20 protein-coding genes and 1 pseudogene are annotated in these 21,184 nt (G+C 73.9%); 6 read left to right on the top strand and 15 right to left on the bottom strand.

Features of this window, described 5'->3' with window-relative positions:
* Positions 1–124: 124 nt before the first annotated feature.
* Genes AC1VM9_RS16355 through AC1VM9_RS16345 form a run of 3 tightly spaced genes read right to left on the bottom strand, consistent with a single transcriptional unit; the run spans position 125 to position 1,901 of the window.
* Complete coding sequence (locus AC1VM9_RS16355; RefSeq protein ID WP_483123396.1) at positions 125–631, bottom strand: ANTAR domain-containing protein; 507 nt, start codon at positions 629–631, stop codon at positions 125–127.
* Complete coding sequence (locus AC1VM9_RS16350) at positions 628–1,350, bottom strand: GAF and ANTAR domain-containing protein (protein WP_481347572.1); 723 nt, start codon at positions 1,348–1,350, stop codon at positions 628–630. Before AC1VM9_RS16350 ends, AC1VM9_RS16355 begins: the two co-directional genes overlap by 4 nt.
* Positions 1,347–1,901, bottom strand: coding sequence for a GAF domain-containing protein (locus AC1VM9_RS16345; protein ID WP_481347573.1), 555 nt, complete (start codon positions 1,899–1,901; stop codon positions 1,347–1,349). The genes AC1VM9_RS16350 and AC1VM9_RS16345 overlap by 4 nt, the downstream gene beginning before the upstream one ends.
* A gap of 365 nt (positions 1,902–2,266) precedes the next feature.
* On the opposite strand from AC1VM9_RS16345, the gene AC1VM9_RS16340 reads away from it, so the two are divergent.
* Positions 2,267–3,265 carry a helix-turn-helix transcriptional regulator gene (locus AC1VM9_RS16340; protein ID WP_483123395.1) on the top strand — a complete coding sequence of 333 codons (999 nt, stop codon included), beginning with the start codon at positions 2,267–2,269 and terminating at the stop codon, positions 3,263–3,265.
* 429 nt (positions 3,266–3,694) lie between these two features.
* Positions 3,695–4,456: a glycosyltransferase family 2 protein gene (locus AC1VM9_RS16335; RefSeq protein ID WP_481338754.1), complete on the top strand. Its 762-nt coding sequence runs from the start codon at positions 3,695–3,697 to the stop codon at positions 4,454–4,456.
* A gap of 6 nt (positions 4,457–4,462) precedes the next feature.
* Here the strand turns inward: AC1VM9_RS16335 and AC1VM9_RS16330 are convergent, their stop codons facing one another.
* The 5 genes from AC1VM9_RS16330 to AC1VM9_RS16310 all read right to left on the bottom strand — a co-directional run bounded on the left by AC1VM9_RS16330 (position 4,463) and on the right by AC1VM9_RS16310 (position 8,970).
* Entirely contained in the window at positions 4,463–5,353 is an 891-nt protein-coding gene (locus AC1VM9_RS16330) for a PRC-barrel domain-containing protein (protein WP_483123393.1), read from the bottom strand.
* A gap of 7 nt (positions 5,354–5,360) precedes the next feature.
* Positions 5,361–6,590, bottom strand: a complete 1,230-nt coding sequence (locus AC1VM9_RS16325) for an NRAMP family divalent metal transporter (RefSeq protein ID WP_481338758.1) — start codon at positions 6,588–6,590, stop codon at positions 5,361–5,363.
* On the bottom strand, positions 6,587–7,045 hold the full coding sequence (locus AC1VM9_RS16320; protein ID WP_483123392.1) for a hypothetical protein: 459 nt from the start codon (positions 7,043–7,045) through the stop codon (positions 6,587–6,589). The genes AC1VM9_RS16325 and AC1VM9_RS16320 overlap by 4 nt, the downstream gene beginning before the upstream one ends.
* A gap of 157 nt (positions 7,046–7,202) precedes the next feature.
* Complete coding sequence (locus AC1VM9_RS16315) at positions 7,203–7,769, bottom strand: hemerythrin domain-containing protein (RefSeq protein WP_481338762.1); 567 nt, start codon at positions 7,767–7,769, stop codon at positions 7,203–7,205.
* Positions 7,770–7,932: 163 nt separating this feature from the next.
* Positions 7,933–8,970: a YihY/virulence factor BrkB family protein gene (locus AC1VM9_RS16310; RefSeq protein WP_483123390.1), complete on the bottom strand. Its 1,038-nt coding sequence runs from the start codon at positions 8,968–8,970 to the stop codon at positions 7,933–7,935.
* A 182-nt stretch (positions 8,971–9,152) separates the two neighbouring features.
* Between AC1VM9_RS16310 and AC1VM9_RS16305 the strand changes: the two genes are divergently transcribed.
* Positions 9,153–9,680 (top strand): CinA family protein, encoded by a 528-nt coding sequence (locus AC1VM9_RS16305; RefSeq protein WP_483123389.1) that lies wholly within the window; start codon positions 9,153–9,155, stop codon positions 9,678–9,680.
* A gap of 10 nt (positions 9,681–9,690) precedes the next feature.
* Here the strand turns inward: AC1VM9_RS16305 and AC1VM9_RS16300 are convergent, their stop codons facing one another.
* From AC1VM9_RS16300 to AC1VM9_RS16275, 6 genes and pseudogenes are all read right to left on the bottom strand, one after another.
* The gene (locus AC1VM9_RS16300) at positions 9,691–10,143 is read right to left on the bottom strand and encodes an SRPBCC family protein (protein WP_481338768.1); all 453 of its coding nucleotides are present in this window, start codon (positions 10,141–10,143) and stop codon (positions 9,691–9,693) included.
* On the bottom strand, positions 10,140–11,747 hold the full coding sequence (locus tag AC1VM9_RS16295) for a phytoene desaturase family protein (RefSeq protein ID WP_481346145.1): 1,608 nt from the start codon (positions 11,745–11,747) through the stop codon (positions 10,140–10,142). Before AC1VM9_RS16295 ends, AC1VM9_RS16300 begins: the two co-directional genes overlap by 4 nt.
* Before the next feature lie 109 nt (positions 11,748–11,856).
* On the bottom strand, positions 11,857–12,933 hold the full coding sequence (locus AC1VM9_RS16290; RefSeq protein ID WP_483123388.1) for an NAD-dependent epimerase/dehydratase family protein: 1,077 nt from the start codon (positions 12,931–12,933) through the stop codon (positions 11,857–11,859).
* 40 nt (positions 12,934–12,973) lie between these two features.
* Entirely contained in the window at positions 12,974–13,456 is a 483-nt protein-coding gene (locus AC1VM9_RS16285) for a hypothetical protein (protein ID WP_481338774.1), read from the bottom strand.
* A pseudogene (locus tag AC1VM9_RS16280) lies at positions 13,453–15,827 on the bottom strand (molybdopterin oxidoreductase family protein). Before AC1VM9_RS16280 ends, AC1VM9_RS16285 begins: the two are co-directional and overlap by 4 nt.
* A gap of 74 nt (positions 15,828–15,901) precedes the next feature.
* Positions 15,902–16,939 carry a glycosyltransferase family 2 protein gene (locus tag AC1VM9_RS16275; RefSeq protein WP_483123386.1) on the bottom strand — a complete coding sequence of 346 codons (1,038 nt, stop codon included), beginning with the start codon at positions 16,937–16,939 and terminating at the stop codon, positions 15,902–15,904.
* A gap of 167 nt (positions 16,940–17,106) precedes the next feature.
* On the opposite strand from AC1VM9_RS16275, the gene gntA reads away from it, so the two are divergent.
* Genes gntA through AC1VM9_RS16260 form a run of 3 tightly spaced genes read left to right on the top strand, consistent with a single transcriptional unit; the run spans position 17,107 to position 19,270 of the window.
* Positions 17,107–17,877, top strand: coding sequence for a guanitoxin biosynthesis heme-dependent pre-guanitoxin N-hydroxylase GntA (gene gntA, locus AC1VM9_RS16270; protein WP_483123385.1), 771 nt, complete (start codon positions 17,107–17,109; stop codon positions 17,875–17,877).
* Complete coding sequence (locus AC1VM9_RS16265; RefSeq protein ID WP_483123384.1) at positions 17,874–18,542, top strand: DUF1989 domain-containing protein; 669 nt, start codon at positions 17,874–17,876, stop codon at positions 18,540–18,542. The genes gntA and AC1VM9_RS16265 overlap by 4 nt, the downstream gene beginning before the upstream one ends.
* On the top strand, positions 18,539–19,270 hold the full coding sequence (locus tag AC1VM9_RS16260; protein WP_483123383.1) for an alpha/beta fold hydrolase: 732 nt from the start codon (positions 18,539–18,541) through the stop codon (positions 19,268–19,270). Before AC1VM9_RS16265 ends, AC1VM9_RS16260 begins: the two co-directional genes overlap by 4 nt.
* Before the next feature lie 370 nt (positions 19,271–19,640).
* Here AC1VM9_RS16260 and AC1VM9_RS16255 read toward each other — a convergent pair whose 3' ends face one another.
* Positions 19,641–21,071: an aminotransferase class I/II-fold pyridoxal phosphate-dependent enzyme gene (locus AC1VM9_RS16255; RefSeq protein WP_483123381.1), complete on the bottom strand. Its 1,431-nt coding sequence runs from the start codon at positions 21,069–21,071 to the stop codon at positions 19,641–19,643.
* Between the last annotated feature and the right edge of the window lie 113 nt (positions 21,072–21,184).

Genomic DNA, 21,184 nt, shown 5'->3' with positions numbered 1-21,184 from the left:
CTCGCTCACGTCTCGTCGGCTCCACGGCGGCTGCCGCCGCAACGGCGACCGGCGGGTCCGTGGGTCCATGCGACTCGTGCCCCGTGCGTTGCCTCCGACGCTACCCGTGTCGCGCTGCCGGGGGCTAGCCGGCCTCACTCCCGTCCGGCAGCGCCCCGGTCTCGACGACGACCCCCGCGATGTCGCGCAGCTTGCGGTTGGCGCGCTGGCTCGCCGTCACGAGCCGGTCGAACGCGTCCGCGTAGGTCAGCCGGTGCCGGGTCATGATGATCCCCACCGCTGCGCCGATGGTGCGGTTCGTGGCCAGGGCGGTCCGCAGGTGGTCGCGCTCGTGGTGCAGCGCCACCGCCTGTTCGGCGAGCGCGCGCAGCTCGCTCGCGGCGCCGTCGGCGGCCGCGAGCGCCTCGACGAGCGCGCGGAGCGGCTCCTCGAACGCATCGGCCGGCGTGGCCGGACCGGTCCGGCCGCCCGGGCGTTGCGCCCCGGTGGAGAGGTCGTCGACGAGACGCGCCAGGGCCCGACGGGCCTCGTCCGGCAGCACCGGCGTCGGCCGGAAGCCATCCGGTGCCGGGGGACGGTCGCCGACCACGGCCTCGCCGTCCCCGGTCATGATGGTGCCCTCGTCGCTCATGGCAGGTCCTCCCCGGGTAGCCGCCCGGTGTCCAACAGCTGCGCGGCGACCTCGCCGATCTTGCGCCGGCTGCTGCGGGCCGCCGAGCGCAGGACCTGGAAGGCGTCCGCCTGGGAGAGTCCGTCACGGCCCATGAGGTAGCCGACCCCCCGCTCGATCGGGGCCCGGTACTCCAGGGCGTAGGACAGCTGGCTGGCGAGCTCGCCGGCATGGTCCGCCGCGACAGCGGCCGACATCATCGTCTCGGCCACCCCGGCGAACTTCTCGAGGGCCGACTGCATGGCCAGGTCCCACGCCACCGGGCGGGCCTTGTACAGGTTGAGGCTGCCGACACAGACGCCGGCCAGGTGCACCGGAACACCGAGCACCGCCGCGACGCCGAGTCCCTCGAGCCGTGGCCCGAGGTCGGGCCACCGCTCGTCGGCCCTGACGTCCTGCGTCTCCACCGCCATGTCCTGGCTGAAGGTGTCGATGCACGGCCCCTGCCCGGTCTCGATCTGCGCCTGCTCGAGCAGCCTCCCCGGTCCGTCGGACGCCGCGGTGTAGTGGAGGTCGCCGTGCTCGTCGGTGAGCATGAGGCCGCTCCCGTCGACGTCGAACAGCTGGTCGCATGCCTCGATGACCCGCTGGAGCGAGGGTCGCAGCGAGATGGTGTCGCCCCGCCGGTCGAGGCGACGCAGGCTGGCGGCGAGGGCCGCCGGGTTGACTCCGGCGCTCACCCGCGACCCCCAGAGCCACCCCGGTCGTCGGCGCCGGCGTGGCCGACGCACGCCGTGAACTGCAGGAGGGCGGCGACGGCACCGGCGAAGGCCTCGGCGGTCCCGACCTCGACGGTCGACCACGTGTGGGGCCGGTCGTGCACGAGGTCGAGGGTGCCCATGACGTCGTACGGCCCCCCGCCCGGCAGGCGCACGGGCACGGAGAGCACCGCCCGGGCGGCCGGGACCGTCTCACGGCAGCCCAGCCCGACGTACCGCGGCTCGTCCTGGAGGTCGACGACGGTGACCGGCGCCCCCTCGGCGACGACGTCGACGGCGGGACCGACGCCGAGCCGCCACTCCGCCTCGACGAGCCGCGAGGCGTCGTCACCGATGGCGGTCACCTCACGCGCCCGGTCCTCCTCGTCGAGCAGCACGAGCGCGATGCCCCTGACGCGAAGCACGTCGCGCACCGCGCCGACAGTCTCGCGCAGGCGCGCGGCCGCGCTGGCCACCGGCCAGGCGGCAGGCTCGAGCGAGGGCTCGCCCACCGGGGCGGTTTGCGTGCTCATCGACGAGCCCCACCGACGCGGGGGCCAGGTCGACGGACGGGGGACGTGGGCATCGACATGGAGGTGTCTCCGATCCTTGGCACCACTCGGGACCGAGATGGTGCAGGACCGCGGACACACGGCGGTCGGGCGAACTCGAGCAGGCGCAGGGTCATGCGCTCGAGACGAACCTAGACGATGCCGGAGGCGTGAGGCAAACACATGCTGTTGTGTCCTCCGGCACGCGCCCCGAGACCCGCAGCGCCAGAGGAAGGGCGGGAACGGGTACTGTCGAGGAGACGGGTCGGGGTCAGACCGCGGCTCCCCCGTCCCCTCGGACGAGGGACGATGACGGCCTCACCGGCCGCCGGCGAACGGATCCCCCCATGGACGCCGTGGTCTTCGACAGCACCGACCTCGACCGCATCGAGAAGTTCCTCAGCGCGGCCTACGCGCCGATGCGCGTCCGCAGCACCACACCGCACCCGCACGCCCACCTCGACCGGGTGGAGGGGCCGGACGCGCTCACCATCGACCATGTCGACGTCGACTTCGAGATGCGGTACGACGTCGTGCCGCTCGGGCGGATCAGCCTGTGCAGCATCGACGACGGCAGGATCGAGGACCACCGCGTCGGAGGTGGTCGGCACAGCCGCACCTTCGGCGCGGGCGAGGTCTTCACCCTCTCACCGCCGGACCGGCCGTACGCCGGCACGGTGAACCGCGCTCGCTACAGCGTCACCATGTTCGACCCGCGCCTGCTGACGGAGGTGGCCGCCGGCCGGGGTGAGGAGGATGCCCCCGTGCGCCTGCTGCACCACCGCCCCGTGACGGCGCAACGGGGTGCGGCGCTGCGGTCGGCCGTCGAGGCGGTGGCCCACACGCTGTCGAGCGCCGCGGCCACCCCGTCCTCCCTCGTGCGCCAGACGGCCTCGCACGACCTCGCGGCCGCGGTCCTGCGGGCCTTCCCGTCGACGGCCGACCTCGGACCGACCGAGGCCGACCGCGAGGACGCGGCACCGTCCCGCGCGCTGTGCCGGGCTCTGGACTTCATCGAGGCGCACGTCGCCGAGCCGGTGTCGCTGCCGGACATGGCCTCGGCGGCAGCCGTGACGCCGCGGGCCCTGCAGAACGCCTTTCGCAAGTACCTCGAGACCACGCCGTCGGAGTACGTGCGCCGGGTCCGCCTCGACCGGGCCCACCGCGAGCTGGGGTCGGGCGACCGTGACCCGTCCCCGACCGTCATCGACGTGGCGATGCGCTGGGGGTTCTACCACCAGGGCCGGTTCGCGGCCGCCTACCGTCACCGGTACGGCGAGGCCCCCCACGAGACGCTGGCCGCCTCCCGGCGGCGACGTCGCTCCGGCGCCGTCACCGAGGGGTGACCGGCACGGCCCCTGCGTCACTGCTCAGTGAGAGTGAGCAGTGACGTAGCGCTCGGCCGGGGTGTCCCGGGGCCGGTGGGGGGTCAGCGTGTACGTCACTGCTCAGTGAGAGTGAGCAGTGACGTAGCGCTCCGACCAGATGCCCCGGTCCAGCCGGCCGCCCGTCCCTGCATCGAGGATCGGAGGTCGGGGTACACCGGCAGACGGCGGCGCCGTCCCGGTTCAGAAGCGCAGTCGGGACGGCGTCGTCCGCCCTGCGTCGCGCCCGTCGTGACGCAGGGCGGGCGAGGCGAGTCACGGACCGCTCCGCGGGGTAAGGGGTGCGCGACCGCCCGGTTGCGCCGACTCCGGGCGGCCCATGCACTCCCCCGCACTCCCCCGCCGACACCGGCATCGGGAACGATGCCACCGACCTGGAAGGAGCCGCTCGTGACGCGGACCGCCGCAGCGAGGCCCGATGCCGACGCCCTGACCCACGTGGCCGTCGTCGTCCCGGCCCGGAACGAGGAGCGCCTGCTCGGTACCTGCCTGTCCTCGGTCGTCCGGGCCACCGAGGCCCTCGGCCGGATTCGGCCCGACGTCTCCGTCGTGGTCGTCGTGGCGCTCGACGCCTGCACCGACCGCTCGGCCCGGGTGGCTGCCGGCTACCCCTCCGTCTCCGTCGTGACGACGAGTGGGGGCGTCGGGCGGGCCCGCGCCCTCGGGGTCGACCATGCGGTGCACCTGGCCCGTTGCCGGACGGCGGCAGCCGGCGACCGGGTCTGGATCGCGTGCACCGATGCCGACAGCAGGGTGCCGGAGGACTGGCTGATCCTCCACGTGCAGCTCGCGGAGGCAGGCGCCGACGCCGTCGTGGGCCCCGTCGAACCCGAGAACGACCCCGAGCCGGCTGCCCTGTCCCGCTGGGTCCGGGCTCGTCACGAGGCCGGCGGCCACCGGCGCGTCCACGGCGCCAACCTGGGCGTGCGCCTGTCGACGTACCGGGCGGCCGGCGGCTTCCGCTCGCTGCTGGCCAACGAGGACGTGGCGCTCGTCGAGGCGGTGCGCCGGGTCGGTGGACGCGTCGAGGAGACTCCCGCCGGCGTCGTCACCTCCCTGCGCGACACGGCACGTGCCCCGGAGGGCTTCGGTCCCTACCTGCACGACCTCGGGCGGACGGCGAGCTGGGAGTCCATCGTCGACATCGGGTGACGCCGGTCACCACGCGATGTGCGGGTGCACGGTCCGGTCGGCGTCGGCGACCACGAGCCGGTCCCGGGGCCAACCGGCCACGCCTTCCACGGAAACCACGCGGTTCGCCCGCTGCCACCGACGCACGAGCGCGCCGACGATGGCCGGACCCTGGCGTGGGTCGTCCGTGTAGCCGAGCTGCGTGCCGCGACCGTGCGGGCCGACCTGCACCGCCACCACCTCGATCGGTACCTGGTGGGCACCGGCCGGTCGCCCCGCACCGTGCAGCTCGACGACCTGCCCCAGACGGCGACCATCCGCCGAGAACACCTCACGACCGAGCACGGCACTCGCCAGCACGGCGTCCGGCGCCGGCCGCCACCCCGGCTCACCGGCTGCGGCAGGACCCGTGCGGTGCGGCGGCTCACCCGTTCGCGAGTCGCTGTCGACCCGGTTCTCGTCCCGTTCGTCGCCCCCGTCCGTCGCCCCCGGGAGGCGCCCCGTGAGGTACCGGCGCAGCCACAGCTCCAGGCCCTGCACCCCCGCGAGGGCGCGGGCCGCCTCGGCGTCCACCTCGATGGCCGAACCGATCCGCGTCACGTGCTCGATGGGGACGACGACCGGCTGCGGGTCCGGGTCCGGATGGAGCCGGCGCCAGACCGCCCCGACCCAGTCGCCGAGCAGGCCCGGGAGGCGCTCGGACAGAGCGCCCGGCCCGACGGCGAACCCGGTCACGTGCCAGCGTCCGTCGAGGCTGCCGAGCACGAGGTCGTCGACGTTGCCGAGCAGCTCACCCTCGGGACCGACGACCTGGTGGTCGAGCAGACGGAGCACGAGGTCGACGCGTTCTGTGCCCTCGGGCAGGCGCAGACGCGTGTGGGAGCCTGCGGGGACGGGTGCGGGCGGCTGCGATGTCATGGCGTCCTCACTGCCCGGCCCGGGTGACGATCATCAGCGGGATCGCCGCCAGCGAGGCCACGACCACGATGACGAGGTAGATCGACCCCAGCGTGTTGGCCAGGCGCCCGTTGGCATACCGGCCCATGTAGGTGCGGTCGTTGGCCACGACGAGGATCGGCAGATAGGTCAGGGGCAGCGCCACCGCCGAGAAGACGACCGAGTACTCGGTCACCATGATCGGGTCGACCGTCGTCAGGAGCGTGCCCACCGCCACGATCGCCGACACCAGCAGGACGGTGTGGAAGCGCGAGGCCTGCATCGGTCGCACGTACTTGCCCCACTGCCACCCGAAGTACTGCGAGATGCTGTAGCCGACGGACAGGCCTGTCTCGCAGGCGGCCCCGAAGGTCGCGGCGAAGACGCCGAGCAGCACGAGCACGAGCCCCACCTGCCCGAGCGCCAGCGGCACAGGCAGCGTGACCTGCCCGAGCGTCGACAGCTCGATGCCCTCGGGAAGGTAGACGACCGCCGCCACGGCGGCGATGGCAAGCGAGATGAGCCCCCCGAGGGGGAAGCCGACGAAGACGTTGGCGCGCATCGTGGACAGGTCCTTGGGGGACCAGTGCTCCTCGACCCCGCCGGAGGAGAAGAAGAAGACCTCGTACGGCGTCATGGCCGCGCCGAAGAGCGCGATGGCGTAGTAGAAGTACGTCGTGTGGCTCTCGTCGTGCGGGACGAACGGTCGGGACGCCTGTCGCCACAGGTCTGCCCAGTCCGGGCCGAGCTGCCACAGCGCGACGGCGAAGACCACGAGTGCCAGGCCCGCGATTCCGAACGCGTTCTCGAGCACCGCGAACTTGACCCGCCAGAGGACGATCCAGACAGCGGCGCCCGCCACCGGGATCCACAGGTACGGGTGGATGTCCGAGGCCAGCTCGAGTGCGAGGGCCACGCCGCCGATCTCCGCGACGAAGGTCAGCAACGTCACGAGCATCGAGGCGACGAGGTTGAGCAGCCCCATCCGCGGTCCGAGCCGTTCGCGGACGAGGTCGAAGGTGGCGCGGCCACTGACGGCCGCGACCCGCCCGCTCATCTCCGCGAAGACGCAGATCCCGAGGATCCCGACGACGACGACCCAGGCCAGGGACATGCCGTACCTGGAGCCCACGAGACCGTTGGTCACGAGGTCCCCGATGTCGACGAAACCGCCGATGGCCGTGAGGATCCCGAGCGTCAGGGCGAACAGCTTCTTCACGAGCCACTCCCCGTCAGATCGTCGGACTCCGTCTCGAGCGCGTCGGCCGCCTTGCGCAGCGTCGTGACGGCGTCCCGCATGCCGGGGCGGTCGTGTCGGCGCACCGCGATGCGCGCGTCGGTCAAGCCGTCCGACGCGTCCTGCAGCAGCGACGTCACGCGGTCGCGCAGCTTGTCATCGGCCGTGGACGGCGCGTCCACCGCGCCGAAGCTGTCCTGGACCGGTCCGAGGGCCTGCTCCGACGCGCTGACGACGGTGTCGAGGTAGGCCTGGCTGACCCGGCCCTGCAGGGCCGCCTCCAGCGCGATGGCGGCCGTGCGCGTCTCACCCGTCGCGGAGTCGAGCGCGTGCACGGCGTTCTCCTCGTAGGCACCCGAGTCGAAGGCCGGCGCGACGCACGAGGACACGGTCAGTGTCAGCAGGGCGCCGGCGATGGCGGCCCGGCCGGGGCTCACCGCTGCGCGCGAGCGCCGCCTGTCGCCCACGGCTACCGCCGGGTCCCGAGGACGCGGACGGCCAGCACGAGCAGCATGGCCCCGAACAGCAGCCAGCCGAAGCCGAGGGCGAACCCGTCCGTCATGCGACCACCTCCACCGTAGCGACCAGCAGCGTTCAGCCCTCGGACTCCTCCTCCTCGGCCTTGGCCTTGAGCTCGCTGGCGATCTCGTCCTTGCCCATGGCGCCGCGGCCCTCGAGGTCGGCGTTGGCGGCCTGCTGGCGGCGCTCCTGCAGGGTGATGTCGTCCGGACCGGCGCCGAGGTGCTCGGCGCGACTGGCGAGGAAGGCGTCGGCCAGCTCGGCACGGCGGGTGTCGTCCAGGCCCGAGCGCATCGCCGGCAGCACCGACTCCTCCTCCTCCTCGACGTGGTGGGTCACCGCGTCGACGAGCTCCGACAGGACCGCGTCGAAGTCGCTCGAGGCGGGGTCGGTCTCCTGCAGGCGCGCGAGCAGCTCGTCGGCCTCGGCATGCTCGGCCTGCGAGTGGGCGACGTCGTCGGCCGCCCCCGCCTCGTCACGGGCGACCGGGTAGACCTCGGCCTCCTCGGCGCGGCTGTGGGCGGTGAGGAGGGTGACCAGCAGGGGCACGTTCTGTGCCCGGGTGCCCGGGTCGCGGAGCAGGTCGAAGAGTCGCTCCACCTCGCGGTGGTCGTTCATGATCACGTCGACGACGTCGGGCACGGCATCTCCTCGTGGAGTCGTTCGGGCGGCTCGCGTACCGGCGCGGCCGCGGGTCACCTGTCTCCTACCCGGCACACCCGCACGCAAAACGGGCTCACCGCGCTCGGACCGGCCTCGGCGGCGGGAAACACCCCTCCTGTGGCGCGCGGGACGCTCTCGGCCGTCAGGCCCGGTCGTCGGCAGGACCGCGGTCCGCCCCGTCCGTCGGGGGCAGGTCCGCGCGGTAGCGCACCGCTCGTTCGGCCTGGGCGCGCTCCTCGTCGTCCATGGCGCGCGTGTCCCGCGGTTCGGCGAAGGGCTCGACGTGCTCGGGCAGGCCGCCGGCGATGGCCCGGCCCCGGTCGAGCTCGGCGTTGATCTCCGCGCCGAGCAGGAGCGCGATGTTCGTCAGCCAGAGCCAGACGAGGAAGATGACGATGCCCGCGAGCGACCCGTAGGTCTTGTTGTACGAGGCGAAGAACGCGACGTAGAGGGCGAAGAGGGCGGAGGCGACGACCCAGATGACCACGGCGATGAGGCCGCCGGGACTCACCCAGCGGACCCCGCCCTGGCGCGCGTTCGGGCTGGCCCAGAAGAGCACGGCGAGGAGCACCGAGAGGATGACGAGCAGGACCGGCCACTTGAGGATGTTCCACAGCAGCACGGCCGTGTCACCGGCACCGACGAGGTCGCCGACCTGGTGGGCCACCGGCCCGGAGACGACGACGATGACGGCCGAGACGACGAGGACGACGACGGCCAGCACGGTGACGCCGATGCGGATCGGCACGGTCTTCCAGATCGGGCGGCCCTCGGGCACGTCGTAGACGACGTTCGAGGCTCGCATGAACGCCGCGACGTAGCCGGAGGCTGACCACAGTGCCACGAGGATGCCGAGCACCGCACCGAGCCCCGCCCCGGTGCGGTTGGCCTGCGCCTGGTGGACGAGCTGCGCGACGAACTGGGCGCTCGAGCCGGGCGCGAGCGTCTGCGTCTGGGCGATGACACGCTCGGTGACGCCCGGGCCGGCCAGCCCCAGCCCGGCGACGAGCACGACGAGTGCCGGCGCCAGCGAGAGCAGCCCGTAGTAGGTCAGGGCGGCGGCGAGGTCGGTGAGCCGGTCGCGCCGGAACTCGCGACGCGCCCGCACGAGGACGGCGCGGAGCGACTCCCTCGACAGGTCGGTGGGTGCGTCCGGTTCCTCGCGACGGTCCGCCGGCACGCGGTGCCGTCCCCCCGAGGCCGTGGGACGTGCGGAGCCCGAGGTGGTGGACGTCGGTGAGGTGGTGCTGTCCTGGGGTGCCATGCCTCCCGCGTACCCGGCCGGCCGGGGCCCGGTGCACGATCCGGTGAAACGGCTGCCCGACCCCGCTGCCGGAACCCCGCGGCGGGTAGGACGTGGACGTGACCGCGACCGACCCGAAGACGCTGCCCCCCGACGACACGGACGCCGCCGACCTGGCCGAGCAGGTGGCCGACGTGGTGCGCCGCCGGGGCTGGACCGCGGCCGCAGCCGAGTCCCTGACCGGTGGCCAGGTCGCCGGGCGGCTCGCGGCGGCTCCCGACTCCGGAGACTGGTTCCGCGGCGGTGTCGTCGCGTACGCGACGCAGGTGAAGCACGAGGTCCTCGGCGTGCCCGATGGTCCGGTCATCAGCGGGGAGTGCGCCCGTGCGATGGCCACCGGAGTGCGCGACCTGCTCGGTGCCGACACGTCCGTGGCGACGACGGGCGTGGGCGGACCGGATGACCAGGAGGGCCAGCCGCCGGGCACGGTGTGGTTCGGCGTCGCCGGACCCGACGGGCAGGTTCGCACCGAGCTGTGGCACGTGCCGGGTGACCCGGCGCAGGTCGTCGAACGGTCGACGCGACGGGCACTGCGCCTCCTGCTCGACGTCGCGTCCGACGGAGAGGGCAACGGCGTGGGGGCGTAGGCCGAGCGGGTCAGCGGGCGTACGGGCTCTGCCGTGCCCGTTCGACGAGGAGCGCCAGGCGGGCAAGCGCCTCCCGGTTGCGCAGGTCGAGCACGGGGTCGACGAGCACCTTGGGCAGGAACGTCACCAGGCCCCTCGTCGGGTGCTCCTCCATCGTGACGAGCGTGCCCTCCCCCTCCGGCTCGAGCGTGATGAGCACCCGGCCCTCACCGGACGGCCAGGCCCGGACCGTCAGCTCGAGCAGGCGCGGGCGCTCGCACCGACGGACCGTGGTGACGTCGTCGATGAGCACCGGCCAGGAGCCGACCGAGTGGTGGATCTCCGAGCCTGGTTCCGGCCACGTCTTCGTCACGTCACGGATGCGGGAGGCCCCGACGACCCACTGGCTGTAGTTCCAGCCGTGGGACAGCACGTCGAAGACGTCGTCGGGTGGCCGGGCGATGACGCGGCTCGTGGTGCTCATGGTCGCCTCCAGGGGGCTCGGATGCGGTCGTGCCAGAGGGCGGCGCGTGCGGCGTTGGCCCCGCAGGCGCCGTGGACGCCTCCACCGGGGTGCGCCGACGCGGAGCCGAGGAACAGGCCCGCCACGGGCGTCTCGGCGCGGCCGGAACCCGCCACGGGGCGGAAGACGAGCTGCTGGTGCAGGGAGGCGGTTCCGCCGTTGAGCGCACCCCCGGCGAGGTTGCGGTTGCGCGACTCCAGCTCGTGGGGGCCGAGAACACGCCGGGCACGGATCCGGCTGCGGAAGCCCGGCGCCCGCTCCTCGAGGCGTGCCTCGACGCGCTCGGCGAAGACCTCGAGGTCGGCGTCGTCCCAGACGCCGCGCACGGGCGAGGCGCCGGACCCGGACGCGGCGTCGCCGTGGGTCCGTTGCGGAACATGGGTGTAGGCCCACAGCGACTCGGCTCCCGCGGGGGCGCGGGTGGGGTCGGTCGTCGCCATCTGGCCCACGAGGAGGAACGGCCGGTCCGGGACGAGGCCGGCGCTGATCTGCGCGCCGGTCAGCGTGATCTCGTCGAGCGAGTCCGCGAGGTGCACCGTGCCCGGCGCCACCGCGGGCGCCCCCCGCCACGGGACCGGACCGTCGAGCGCCCAGTCGACCTTGACGGTCGAGGGGTCCCACGTGAACCCGGCCATCCGGCGCCGCAGCCGGGCCGGCAGGTCGTCCCAGGCGACGAGCCCGCCGTAGAGGGCGGGGGCCGACACGTCGGCGACGACCGCGCGTCGCGCGGCCAGCTCACGCGAGCCCGTCCGCACGGCGACGGCGCGCCCGCCCTCGACCCTGATGCTCTCGGCGCGCTCCCCGAGGCAGACGGTGCCGCCGCGCGACTCCAGCCGGCGCACCATGGCCGCCGAGAGCTGCCCGGCTCCGCCCTCCGGGACCGGGAACCCCACCGTCTGGCCGAGGAGGACGAGCAGCAGGCCCATCGTTCCCGACCCCGGGGACTCCATCCCGATGTCGGCATGGGTGGCGTTGCCGGCGACGAGGAGGCTGGCGGCCTCGCCACGGAACAGCTGCTCGGTCAGGGCGCGAGCGGGCATGAGCAGCCGGCGGAACAGCTCGAACCCGCCGTTGCGGAGGGCGCGGGCGCCGAAGCCGAGTCCTCCGCGGACCGGGGGGAACGGCGTCATGAGCGACCGCACGAGGTCCTCGCCGACGCGGTCCCACGTGCGGCACAGCTCGAGCCAGGCGTCCCCGTCACCGGGTGCGTCCTCCTCGAGTGCGGCGGCTGTCTGCTCACGGTCGCGGTACAGCACGGCCCAGCGGCCGTCCGGGAAGGAGTGGCCGACGACGGACGGCGCGTGGACCCACTGCAACCCGTGCTGCTCGAGCTCGAGACCGCGGATCGTCGGCGAACCGACTGCGAGCGGGTAGAACGAGCTGAACGTGTCGTGGACGTAGCCGGGGGCGACGGTGTCGTCGCTGCGGACGGCACCGCCGGGTGTGTCCTGCTCCTCGAGCACGACGACGGACCAGCCCGCGTCGGCGAGCAGGTTGGCAGCCACGAGCCCGTTGGGGCCGCTGCCGATGACGACGGCGTCGGTCGCCGCCACGGTCGTCGTCACGCGCTCTCCTCTCGACGCCTTGCCTCGCCTCTACCCGTCACGGCCGCGACGAAAACGTCGCCACCGACGCGCAGGCGCCGACGCGCAGGCGCCGACGCGCAGGCGCCGGTCAGGTGAGCGCGCGCCGCGAGACCGGGCCGTTCACGAGCCCGCGTCGCACGCCGTCCAGGACGCTCCGGGGGCGCAGGGCACCGGAGCGGCAGCCGCCGGCGCCGTCGGCCATCCCCCGGAGCAGCTCGCCGAGGACGTCGACGCCGGAGTGCAGCGGCCGCCAGCCCAGCGCCTCGCGCGCCCGGCGGGTGTCGACCCACGGCGCCTGCAGCGCCATGTCGACCCAGCCGGGGTCGAGAGGGTGCAGGTGCGCGTGCCACGCGGCGGCGACGGCCGAGCGGGCGACCTCCTGCCTGACCCGCACGGGCCGGGCCCGCAGCGCGGCCGCGACGTCCGCTCCGCGCACGAGCCCGTCTGCGGCGAGGTTGTAGGACCCGTGGGCGCGCTGCTCGACGACGCGCAACACGGCGTCGGCGACGTCGTCGGCATGGACCATCTGCAGGCCGAACCGCTCGTCCACGGGCACCACGGGAACGTGCCGCAGCAGCCCCCCGGGCAGCCACGCCGGCGCACCGCATCGCAGCATCGGACCGCCGGCGTCGTACTGGCCCACGAGGCACGGCCGCAGGACGGCGACGCGACCGGCAGCGTGCCACTGACCGGTCCGCGCCGCGAGGGCGCGCTCGGCCTCGACCTTGAGCCGGCTGTAGGTCGCGCCGGGGATGCCGTCGCGGGGCCAGTCCTCGTCGACGAGCTCCTCGGTGCGCCGTGGGGAGTAGGCCGCGACCGACGACACGTGCACGAACCGGGCGTCGCTGTGCGCCAAGGTGGTCCGCGCCACGAGGTCGAGCACGCCGACGCAGGCGCGCGCGAGGTAGCGCGGGCGCCGCATCGGCTGGAAGGCCCAGGCGAGGTGCACGACCGCGTCGGCGTGGGCCACGAGTGAGCGCAGGAGCGGCTCGCACTGCGGGTGGTCGAGGTCGGCCGTCTCCCAGGTGACCGGTGGCGTCGCCGCCGTCGTCCGGGCCGGTGGACGACGCGCCAGACCCACGACGTCGTGGCCGCGGCCCTGCAGCGCGCGCACGACGGCGCTGCCGATGTTGCCGGTGGCCCCCGTGACGACGACCCGGCTCACGGCTGCTGCCGCACCCGGGCCTCGTGCGGCACCGAGGCGCTCATACGACCAGCGCCTGGGTGGAGCACTCCTTGATCTTGGCGTTGGCCCACTGCGCCTGGCGCTTGGCCTCGGCACCGCAACGTGCCGCCAGCTCCATGAGGCCGTCGTGCACGATCGCCTGGGCGGCCTGGCCGATCATCTCCCAGTCGGCGAGGACGCCCGACGCGCGGAGGTACACGTCGCGCAGGTCGCGGACCATGACCAGCTCGGTGGCCGACGAGCGTCCGGCCCGCGCGGACATCCAACGCCTGGCCTGGTCCACGATGGTCGGCGTCCCGTCCGGTGCCGGGTCCAGGTTCTCGCCGAACTCCTCTGCGGCCGTGGCGATCTGACGGACGTGGCGGCTGGACCACTCCGCGAGGTCACGCGCGACGTGGTAGACCTCGTGGTCCACACGGTGCTCGTCGGACAGGCGCAGCAGGGCGCGGACCAGCTCGTTCTCGTCGTGGTGCAGGTCCTTCAGGACCGTCCCGATCCTCATCGGACCACTCCTTCCCTCGCGGCGTGGCCCGCCGCGGCCGCGGCACCCTCGACCCTGCTGACCACGCACGCCGCCGTCTTGAACAGGGGCTGCTTGGACGCCGGGTCCCAGTCGGTGCGCGTGAGCTCGTTGGCCGCCCGGCCGTGCTCCCCGGGCCGCCACCCCTCGGGCGTGTCCCAGTACCCGTAGTGGAAGGGCAGGAAGACGACGCCCGGACGGATGCCGCCCACCCTGGCCCGTGCCCGCACCGCTCCGCGCGCGGTGCGGACCTCCGCGAGGTCACCGTCGGCCACACCGAGCGCCGACGCGTCGACGTCGGACAGCTCGACCCACACCTCGGGTGCGGCCGCCTGGAAGCGGGGGCCCGGGCCGTCCGCGTCCGCGTGTGGAAGTGGTAGACCGTGCGCCCGGTGATGAGCTGGAGCGGGTGGTCCTCGTCCGGCATCTCGTGCGGCGGGCGGTACTCGGCCGCCTTGACGACGGCCCGGCCGTACGGGTTGAGGGCCCGGTACTCCTGGGCCTCCATCGGCGCCCCCGTCTCGAGGTCGCGGCCGTAGGACTCGCACTCGTCCGGGCCGGCCCAGAAGACGCCGCCGGCGTACAGTCGCTCGGTCCCGTCGGGGCTCTCCTCCGTGCACGGCCACTGGATGCCACCACCGCGGAGCCGGTCGTAGGTCAGGGCGCTGTAGTCGCACGGACGGCCGCGGCTGCACTCACGCCACGCGTCGAACGCCTCCTCCGGTGTCCGGAACGTGACGAGGGGTCCACCGTCCTTGTCCTCCAACCCCATCCGCGTCGCGAAGTCGACGAAGATGTCGAGGTCCGGCCGCGCCTCGCCCGGCGGCTCGACGGCCTTCTCGGACAGGTGCACGGTCCGGTCGGCGTTCGTGAAGGTGCCGGTCTTCTCCCCCGACGCCGCCGCGGGCAGCACGACGTCGGCCAGCTGGGCGGTCTCGCTGAGGAAGATGTCCTGGACGACGAGGAACAGCCGTTCCTGGGACAGGATCGAGCGCATCCGGTCGAGCTCGGGCATCGAGACGACCGGGTTGGTGCCCGACACCCACAGCAGGCGGATCGACCCGTCCTCGACGTACCGCATGATCTGCATCGCGTGGGTCGGCGGGGTGGCGTGCGGGATCTTCTTCGGCTCGAGGTTCCACACGCGGGCCAGGTCGGCGACGTGGTCCGGGTTGCTCCAGTTGCGGAAGCCGGCCATGTCGCCGTCGGCACCGCACTCGCGGGTGTTCTCGGCCGTGGGCTGTCCGTTCATCTGCAGGATGCCGCATCCCGGACGACCGAGCATCCCGCGCAGCAGGTGCACGTTGTTGACCTGCACCGCCGCCGCGGTGGCCTGATGCGACTGGTAGAAGCCCTGAAGCACCGTCGACAGCAGCGCCTCGGCCTCGCCGAGCAGCCGGGCCGCCGCCCTGATGTCCTCGGCGGGCAGGTCGCAGATCGTGCTGACGACGTCCGGCGAGTAGCGCTCGACCGTCGTGGCGAGGTCCTCGTAGCCGACCGTGTGCGCCGCGACCCACGCCTCGTCGACGTACCCCTGCTCGATGATCTCGTGGAGCAGCGCGTTCATCAGCGCGACGTTGGTGCCCGGGCGCGGGGCCAGGTGGACCGTCGCGGCCTGCGCCACCGGTGTGCGCCGCGGGTCCACGCAGAGGAGCCTCGGCGGGTCGTCGCCGGCGAGCCGGTCGAGGATGCGCATCCACAGCACGGTCTGCGTCTCGGCGACGTTGTGCCCGAAGAGCGCGATCGTGTCGGCGTGGTCGACGTCGGTGTAGGACCCGGGCTGCCCGTCGCAGCCGAAGGACTCCTTGAGCGCCTCCGCGGCGGTGGCCGTGCACAGGCGGGTGTTGCCGTCGACGTGGTTGGTGCGGATGCCTCCGTGCGCGACGAGCGCCAGCGCGTAGTACTCCTCGAGGTAGAGCTGCCCGGTCGTGTAGAAGCCGATGGCGCTCGGTCCCTGCTCGTCGAGCAGCTCGCGCGTCCGGCCCACGACGGCCTCCATCGCCTCGTCCCACGAGCACTCGACGAGGCGTCCGTCGCGGCGCAGGAGCGGACGAGTCAGGCGGTCCGGGGACTGGATGGCCTGCCAGCCGTACAGGTCCTTGGGCCCGAGCCGTCCGCGGTTGACGCGGTCGTCGGCCCGGCCGCGGACGCCGACGACGGCGCCCGCGCGCACGGCCAGGTCGAAGGCGTCACCGTTGGAGTGCAGCGTCGACGCCGTGCGCACCCAGCGCTCGACGTCCTGCTCCTGCACGCCGTCGGCCAGGTGCGTGTCGACCCGCTCCGGCCAGCGGCCGCCGCGCGGGTACGGTGTCCGGTCCCCCCAGACGTCGGTGATGCGGTCCTGGGCAGGCATGTCGTCCTCCTCGGGAAGCGGGCCGTCGGCGAGCGGCAGGGCGCGGGCCCGGCGGCCCATCCGTCGCGGGCCCCCTACCCACCCGCGGTCGTGGCGATCACCCGGGCCTCCGCGGCGCGCTCGGTCAACCGGCGCAGCGAGTGTGCCGCGGTGGGCAGCCGGCGTCCGTGGTACCGGACGCCGCCCCGGACCCTGGTGCCGACGGCGAGCCAGACGCACACGCCGCGCTCGAGCAGCCAGAGCGGGGCGGCGAGCGGGACGAGCGCCGGCACGTGGTGACGCCCGATGCGGCGGCGCCCGACCTCGGCGAGGACGACGGAGGCCAGGGCGCCGAGGAGCAGGGGGCGACGTCCGCGTCGTGCCCCCACGACGACGGCCGGCAGCACGAGGAGCTCTGCCGCGAGGCGTCCGGGCTGGGCGAGGTCGTCATAGGCCTGGCGCACGCGCTGGGCCCGGAAGTGTGCCGCCGTCGGCGGCAGCCGCCGGACGACGATGTCGGTGGCCGACCTGGTGCGGGCCCCGTGGGCCTGCATCGTGCGCCAGAGCTCGAGGTTCTCGAAGAGCACCTCGGGGCTCCACCCACCGGCTGCGAGGACCGTCGAGCGGCGCAGTCCGAACACACCGGGCCAGTCGTCGGCCAGGGCGGTGTTGAGCAGCGTGCGCGCGCCGTCCCAGCAGGCGTGCCACGGCCACCGGTCGAAGACGTTGACCGGCTTGACGAGGTCGCAGTCCTCGAGCCGGTGCGCCAGCGCGGCGAGGTCGTCCACGGTGAGGCGGACGTCGTCGTCGGCGATGACCACGCGCTCGCAGCGGGACATCCGGATGCCGGTCATGGCGCCGAGGACCTTGCCGTTGACCGGCCGGTCGGCGGCGGACCCCGGCTCCCCGGCGGGGACGGGACGCCACGCCTCCGCCGGTTCGGGACGGACGTGGCGCACCCCACTCGGCCAGGTCGCGCGATGGCGCCGGAACTGCTCCGGCGCACTGCCGTCTACGACGGTGACGTGGGGGGTCGCCGTGAGCAGCGACGCGAGGTAGGCACCCATCTCGGTCGCCCGCCGCAGGCCGGGACGACCGCCGTCCGACCAGCGCAGCGGGACGACCACCTCCACGTCGACAGGCCCCGTCGGGTGGCCTCCACGCCCGTCCACGACCGCCGCACTACCCCGGCGCCGGGGACCGAAACGGTCCGGGCGACAGCCCTCTCCGGCCGGCGCCGCGTCTGCGGACCCCGTCTGCGGGTACGTCCCCGCCACACGCCCGACCGAGAGGAGGCCCCATGACGACGACCCACCCGCCACCATCCGGTGCCCCCTCCGGAGGCGATCTGGAGGCGACGCTGGCCGCGCTCGCCGGCCTGGACCTGCGACGCCGGCCCGGGCGCGACGTGCGACGCGCCGTCGAGCAGATGGTCACCCACGCCGAGTACCCCTGTCTCGGAGCGAAGTCGGTGTTCCGCCGACGGGGCATGCTGCACCTCGTCCTCGACGACATGGACGAGCCCGAGACCGCCGACGTCCTGCTGCGACACCTCGAGGTCTTCGCCGACGACGAGGTGCCCACCGACGGCTTCCACTCCTTCATCGCCTCGTTCCGGGCTCCCGTGCACCGCGACGAGGCAGCGTTCGAGCGATCCCTGTTCGGACTGCTCCAGCGCCTGCACGACGCCGACGACGCGCCGTGGGCCGACGGCGTCGGCTCCGATCCCGCCGACCCGCACTTCGCCTTCAGCGTCCGCGGGACTGCCTACTTCGTCGTCGGGCTGCACCCCGCCGCCTCCCGCGTGGCCCGGCGTGCGCCACTGCCCACGGTCGTGTTCAACCCGCACGAGCAGTTCGAGCAGCTGCGCGACGAGGGCCGGTACGAGGGGATGCGCTCGCGGATCCGCGCCCGGGACGAGACACTGCAGGGCAGCATCAACCCCATGGTCGCCGACCACGGCGAGTCCAGCGAGGCCCGACAGTACTCGGGGCGGTTCCATGGCCCCGGGTGGGTCCCGCCACTCGACGTCCGGCTCGCCGAGACCCACGAGGAGGACACCGCGTCATGACCGAGAGCGCCACCAGCACCAGCAGCAGCCGAGCACCTGGGATCGCCTCTGCCGCAGACGGATTCGAGCGCCTAGATCCGGAGACCGGGGTCGCCTTCCTGCTGCCCGCCGGCGCCCGTCTCACCGTCGCGGACCCTGCCGGCGAGCAGGTGAGCGACTTCTTCTGCGTCATGGCCGACACCCTCGGCGAGTGGTTCTCCTCGGGCCGCACCATCGACTACGCCAACTCGGTCGCGGTGACGACGGGCACCGTCCTCTACAGCAACCGCAGCCGACCGATGGCCGTGGTCGAGGAGGACACGTGCGGGCGGCACGACATCCTCCTGACGCCGTGCTCGCAGCAGACCTTCGACATCCTCTACCCCCACCTGCAGGGCGCCTCCCACCCGAGCTGTTTCGAGAACCTCGCGACGTCGATGGCGGCCTTCGGGGTCAGGCCCGACACGATCTCCACGACGCTCAACATCTTCATGAACGTGTGGACCGAACGCGACGGCACGCTGCACATCGACCCACCCACCTCGCGCCCCGGCGACCGGATCACGCTGCGGGCGGAGGCCGACCTCGTCGTCGGTCTCACGGCGTGCTCGGCCGAGAAGTCGAACAACGGCACGTGCAAGCCGATCGACTTCCGCGTGGTGCTGGCCGGCTCCGACGCGGCGTGACGCCACCGCCGCCCCCGCTCGAGGGCACGGCGTGCGGACCGCTCGTCGTCGTCGTGCCCGGGCTCGGGCTGACCCACTACGTGCGTCGGCTCGTTCGCGAGGTCGAACGACGTGGTGCATCCGCCGTCGTCCTCGACCTGCCCGGCTACGGCTCGCCGGGTCCGCGCACGACGGCCCCCGACGTCCGGGACGTGGGGCGCGCCGCCGCCTCCTGGCTCGTGCACCACGGGACCGCCCGACCGGTCGTCCTCGTCGGGCACTCGACGGGCGCGCAGGCCGCGCTCGTGGCGGGGCTCGAGGTACAGGCGTCACGCGACGACGTCACCGTCGTGCTCGCCGGGCCGACGTTCGCGCCGGGACAACGCACCCTGCCGGGCGTGCTCGCCCGTGTCCCCCTCGCCTACCGCCACGACGGGCCGTGGCAGCTGGACCCCCGTGAGCTGCTGCGCGCCGGGCCGCGTGACCTCCTCGCACTCGTGCGCTCGGGGCAGCGGGACCGGCCGGAGGACGGTGTCGCCGGCCTCCGCCTGCCGCTCGTGCTCACCGCGGGGCGGCACGACGCGTTCGCGCCCGTCGAGTGGCTCGAGCTGCTGCGCGGGCGCGCGGTCCGCTCCCCCGACGTCAGGGTCCGCATCCTGGGCGGGTCGCACAACAACCCGTGGACGCATGCCGCCGAGCTCGCGACGCTGCTCCTGGGCGGCGTCGCGCACGCCGGCCCCCCGATGTGAGGAGGCGCCGCCGCCCCTGCTGGTTGAAGGGCGACGGCGCCGGTCGGAAGGTCGGTGCGGGCTCCGTGCGCGGCACACACGCCGCGACGCCGGGCAGGCGCGGCCGCAGCGGGCGCGGCGTGACGCAGGCGGCTGCCACGATGTCGGCGACGCCCCTGCTGGGACCCGGCAGGGGCGTCGACGCAGGCCTGGGGCCGCTCGAGGGTCGAAGCCCCGCGTCACGTCGGGCCGCCTGAGGCGAGGGCATGGGTCCTCCTGTCGCTGGAGAGGGCCCCCCGGCCCTCCCCTCACAGGACCGTTACCCCACTCCGAGGCCGCGAGACGACGCGAACCGCCGTGGCGGGTCCGCTGAGGGTCTACGCGCGACCGGTCATTCGCGGACGACGCGGAACGTCGCCAGCTCGGGGTCCGACGCGTCCGGGATCGTCGCGCCGGCCGCCTTGGCCGCCCGCAGGTAGGTGACGACCGGTTCGGTCCAGCGCTCGCCCGGCAGGACCGTCGGCACACCGGGCGGGTAGGGGCTGACCATCTCGGCACTGACGCGTCCGGCCGGGTCGGACACCTGCTCGGTCTCGGCGAAGAAGGCGTCACGGGGGCTCATGACCTGCTCGAGCTGCAGCTGCTCGAGCGGCGGGATCTGCGGGGCAGGCGCCTGCCCGACCGGCGGGTCGGCGGCCAGCGCCTCCATCGCCGAGACGAGCCGGTCCGCCGCCGCCTGGTCGTCGGCGTAGGTGAGCGAGAAGACGAGCCGGCGCGCGTCGCCCAGCTGTGCCGCGATCTGTCGCTCCTCCCGCAGCCACGTCTTGGCGGTGTAGCCGGTGATGCCGAGGCCGCTGACGTCGACGCAGAGCTTGAGCGGGTCCCACTCGTGGACGCCCTCGACGTCCAGGAGGCGCTCGTCGTCGACCCGCAGCCCGTCGACCTTCCCGAGCCGACGGCGCAGCTCGGAGGCCAGCTGCAGCGCGCCGTCGATGAGCTCCTTGCCCTCGAGGGCCAGGTGGCGGCGCCACCCGTCGATGGAGCCGTAGACGAGGGCCGAGGGGCTCGTCGTCGTGATGAGGTCGAGCCGCAGGCGCAGGTCGACCGGATCGACGATGTCGCCGCCGACGAGAATCATCGACGCCTGGCACAGCCCGCCGTCGGCCTTGTGGAGGCTCTGGACGGACAGGTCCGCGCCGGCCTTGACCGCAGCGGTCGGCGGGTCCGGGTGGAACCCGAAGTGCCCGCCCCAGGCCTCGTCGACCATGAGGGGGATGCCGCGCTCGTGGCACAGGTCGGCGACGCCCGCGACGTCGGCCCCGGTGCCGTACTCGGTGGGCGTGATGAGCAGCACCGCCGTGGCCTCGGGGTGGTCCCGCAGGGCCCGTTCCACGGCGGCCGTCGTGGCGGGGTGGGCCACCTGCCGCTCCTCGTCCCAGGCCGGCTCGAGCCACACCGGGTTCGCGCCGGACAGGATGAGCGAGGCGACGACGGACTTGTGGACGTTGCGGTCGACGACGACCGTGCGGCCCGGACCGGTGATGGTCAGCAGCCCGACGTGGATCGAGATGCTCGAGCCGCACGTCGTGAAGACGGCCTGCCTGGCCCCGACGGCCGCAGCGTAGAGCTCCTCGGCCTCCCCCACGGAGGACTTGGCCATGATGACGTCCGCGCCGAACGTGTCACGTGACAGGACGCGGGCCGTGCCCTCGTCGACGCACGCCCCGAACCGGTGGCCCGGCAGGGAGAAGGTGTACGTGTCGATGGCGCGGAGGTGCTCGATCGTCTCGAGCACCGGGGCCCTGGTCTGGTCGACGTCCATGTCGTAGCCCTACCCCCAGGCAGCCCGCTCCACTCGGGTGCCACCACGCACGAACGCGCGAGGGCCCGCGGTCCGAAGCGTTTGGTGGCGGACCGGCCGGGTACCCCGCCGCC

It is taken from the genome of Monashia sp. HAY1-11D, assembly GCF_056868035.1.
The sequence above is the reverse complement of the archived record's forward strand: the minus strand, read 5'-3'. Positions and strand labels throughout refer to the sequence as shown.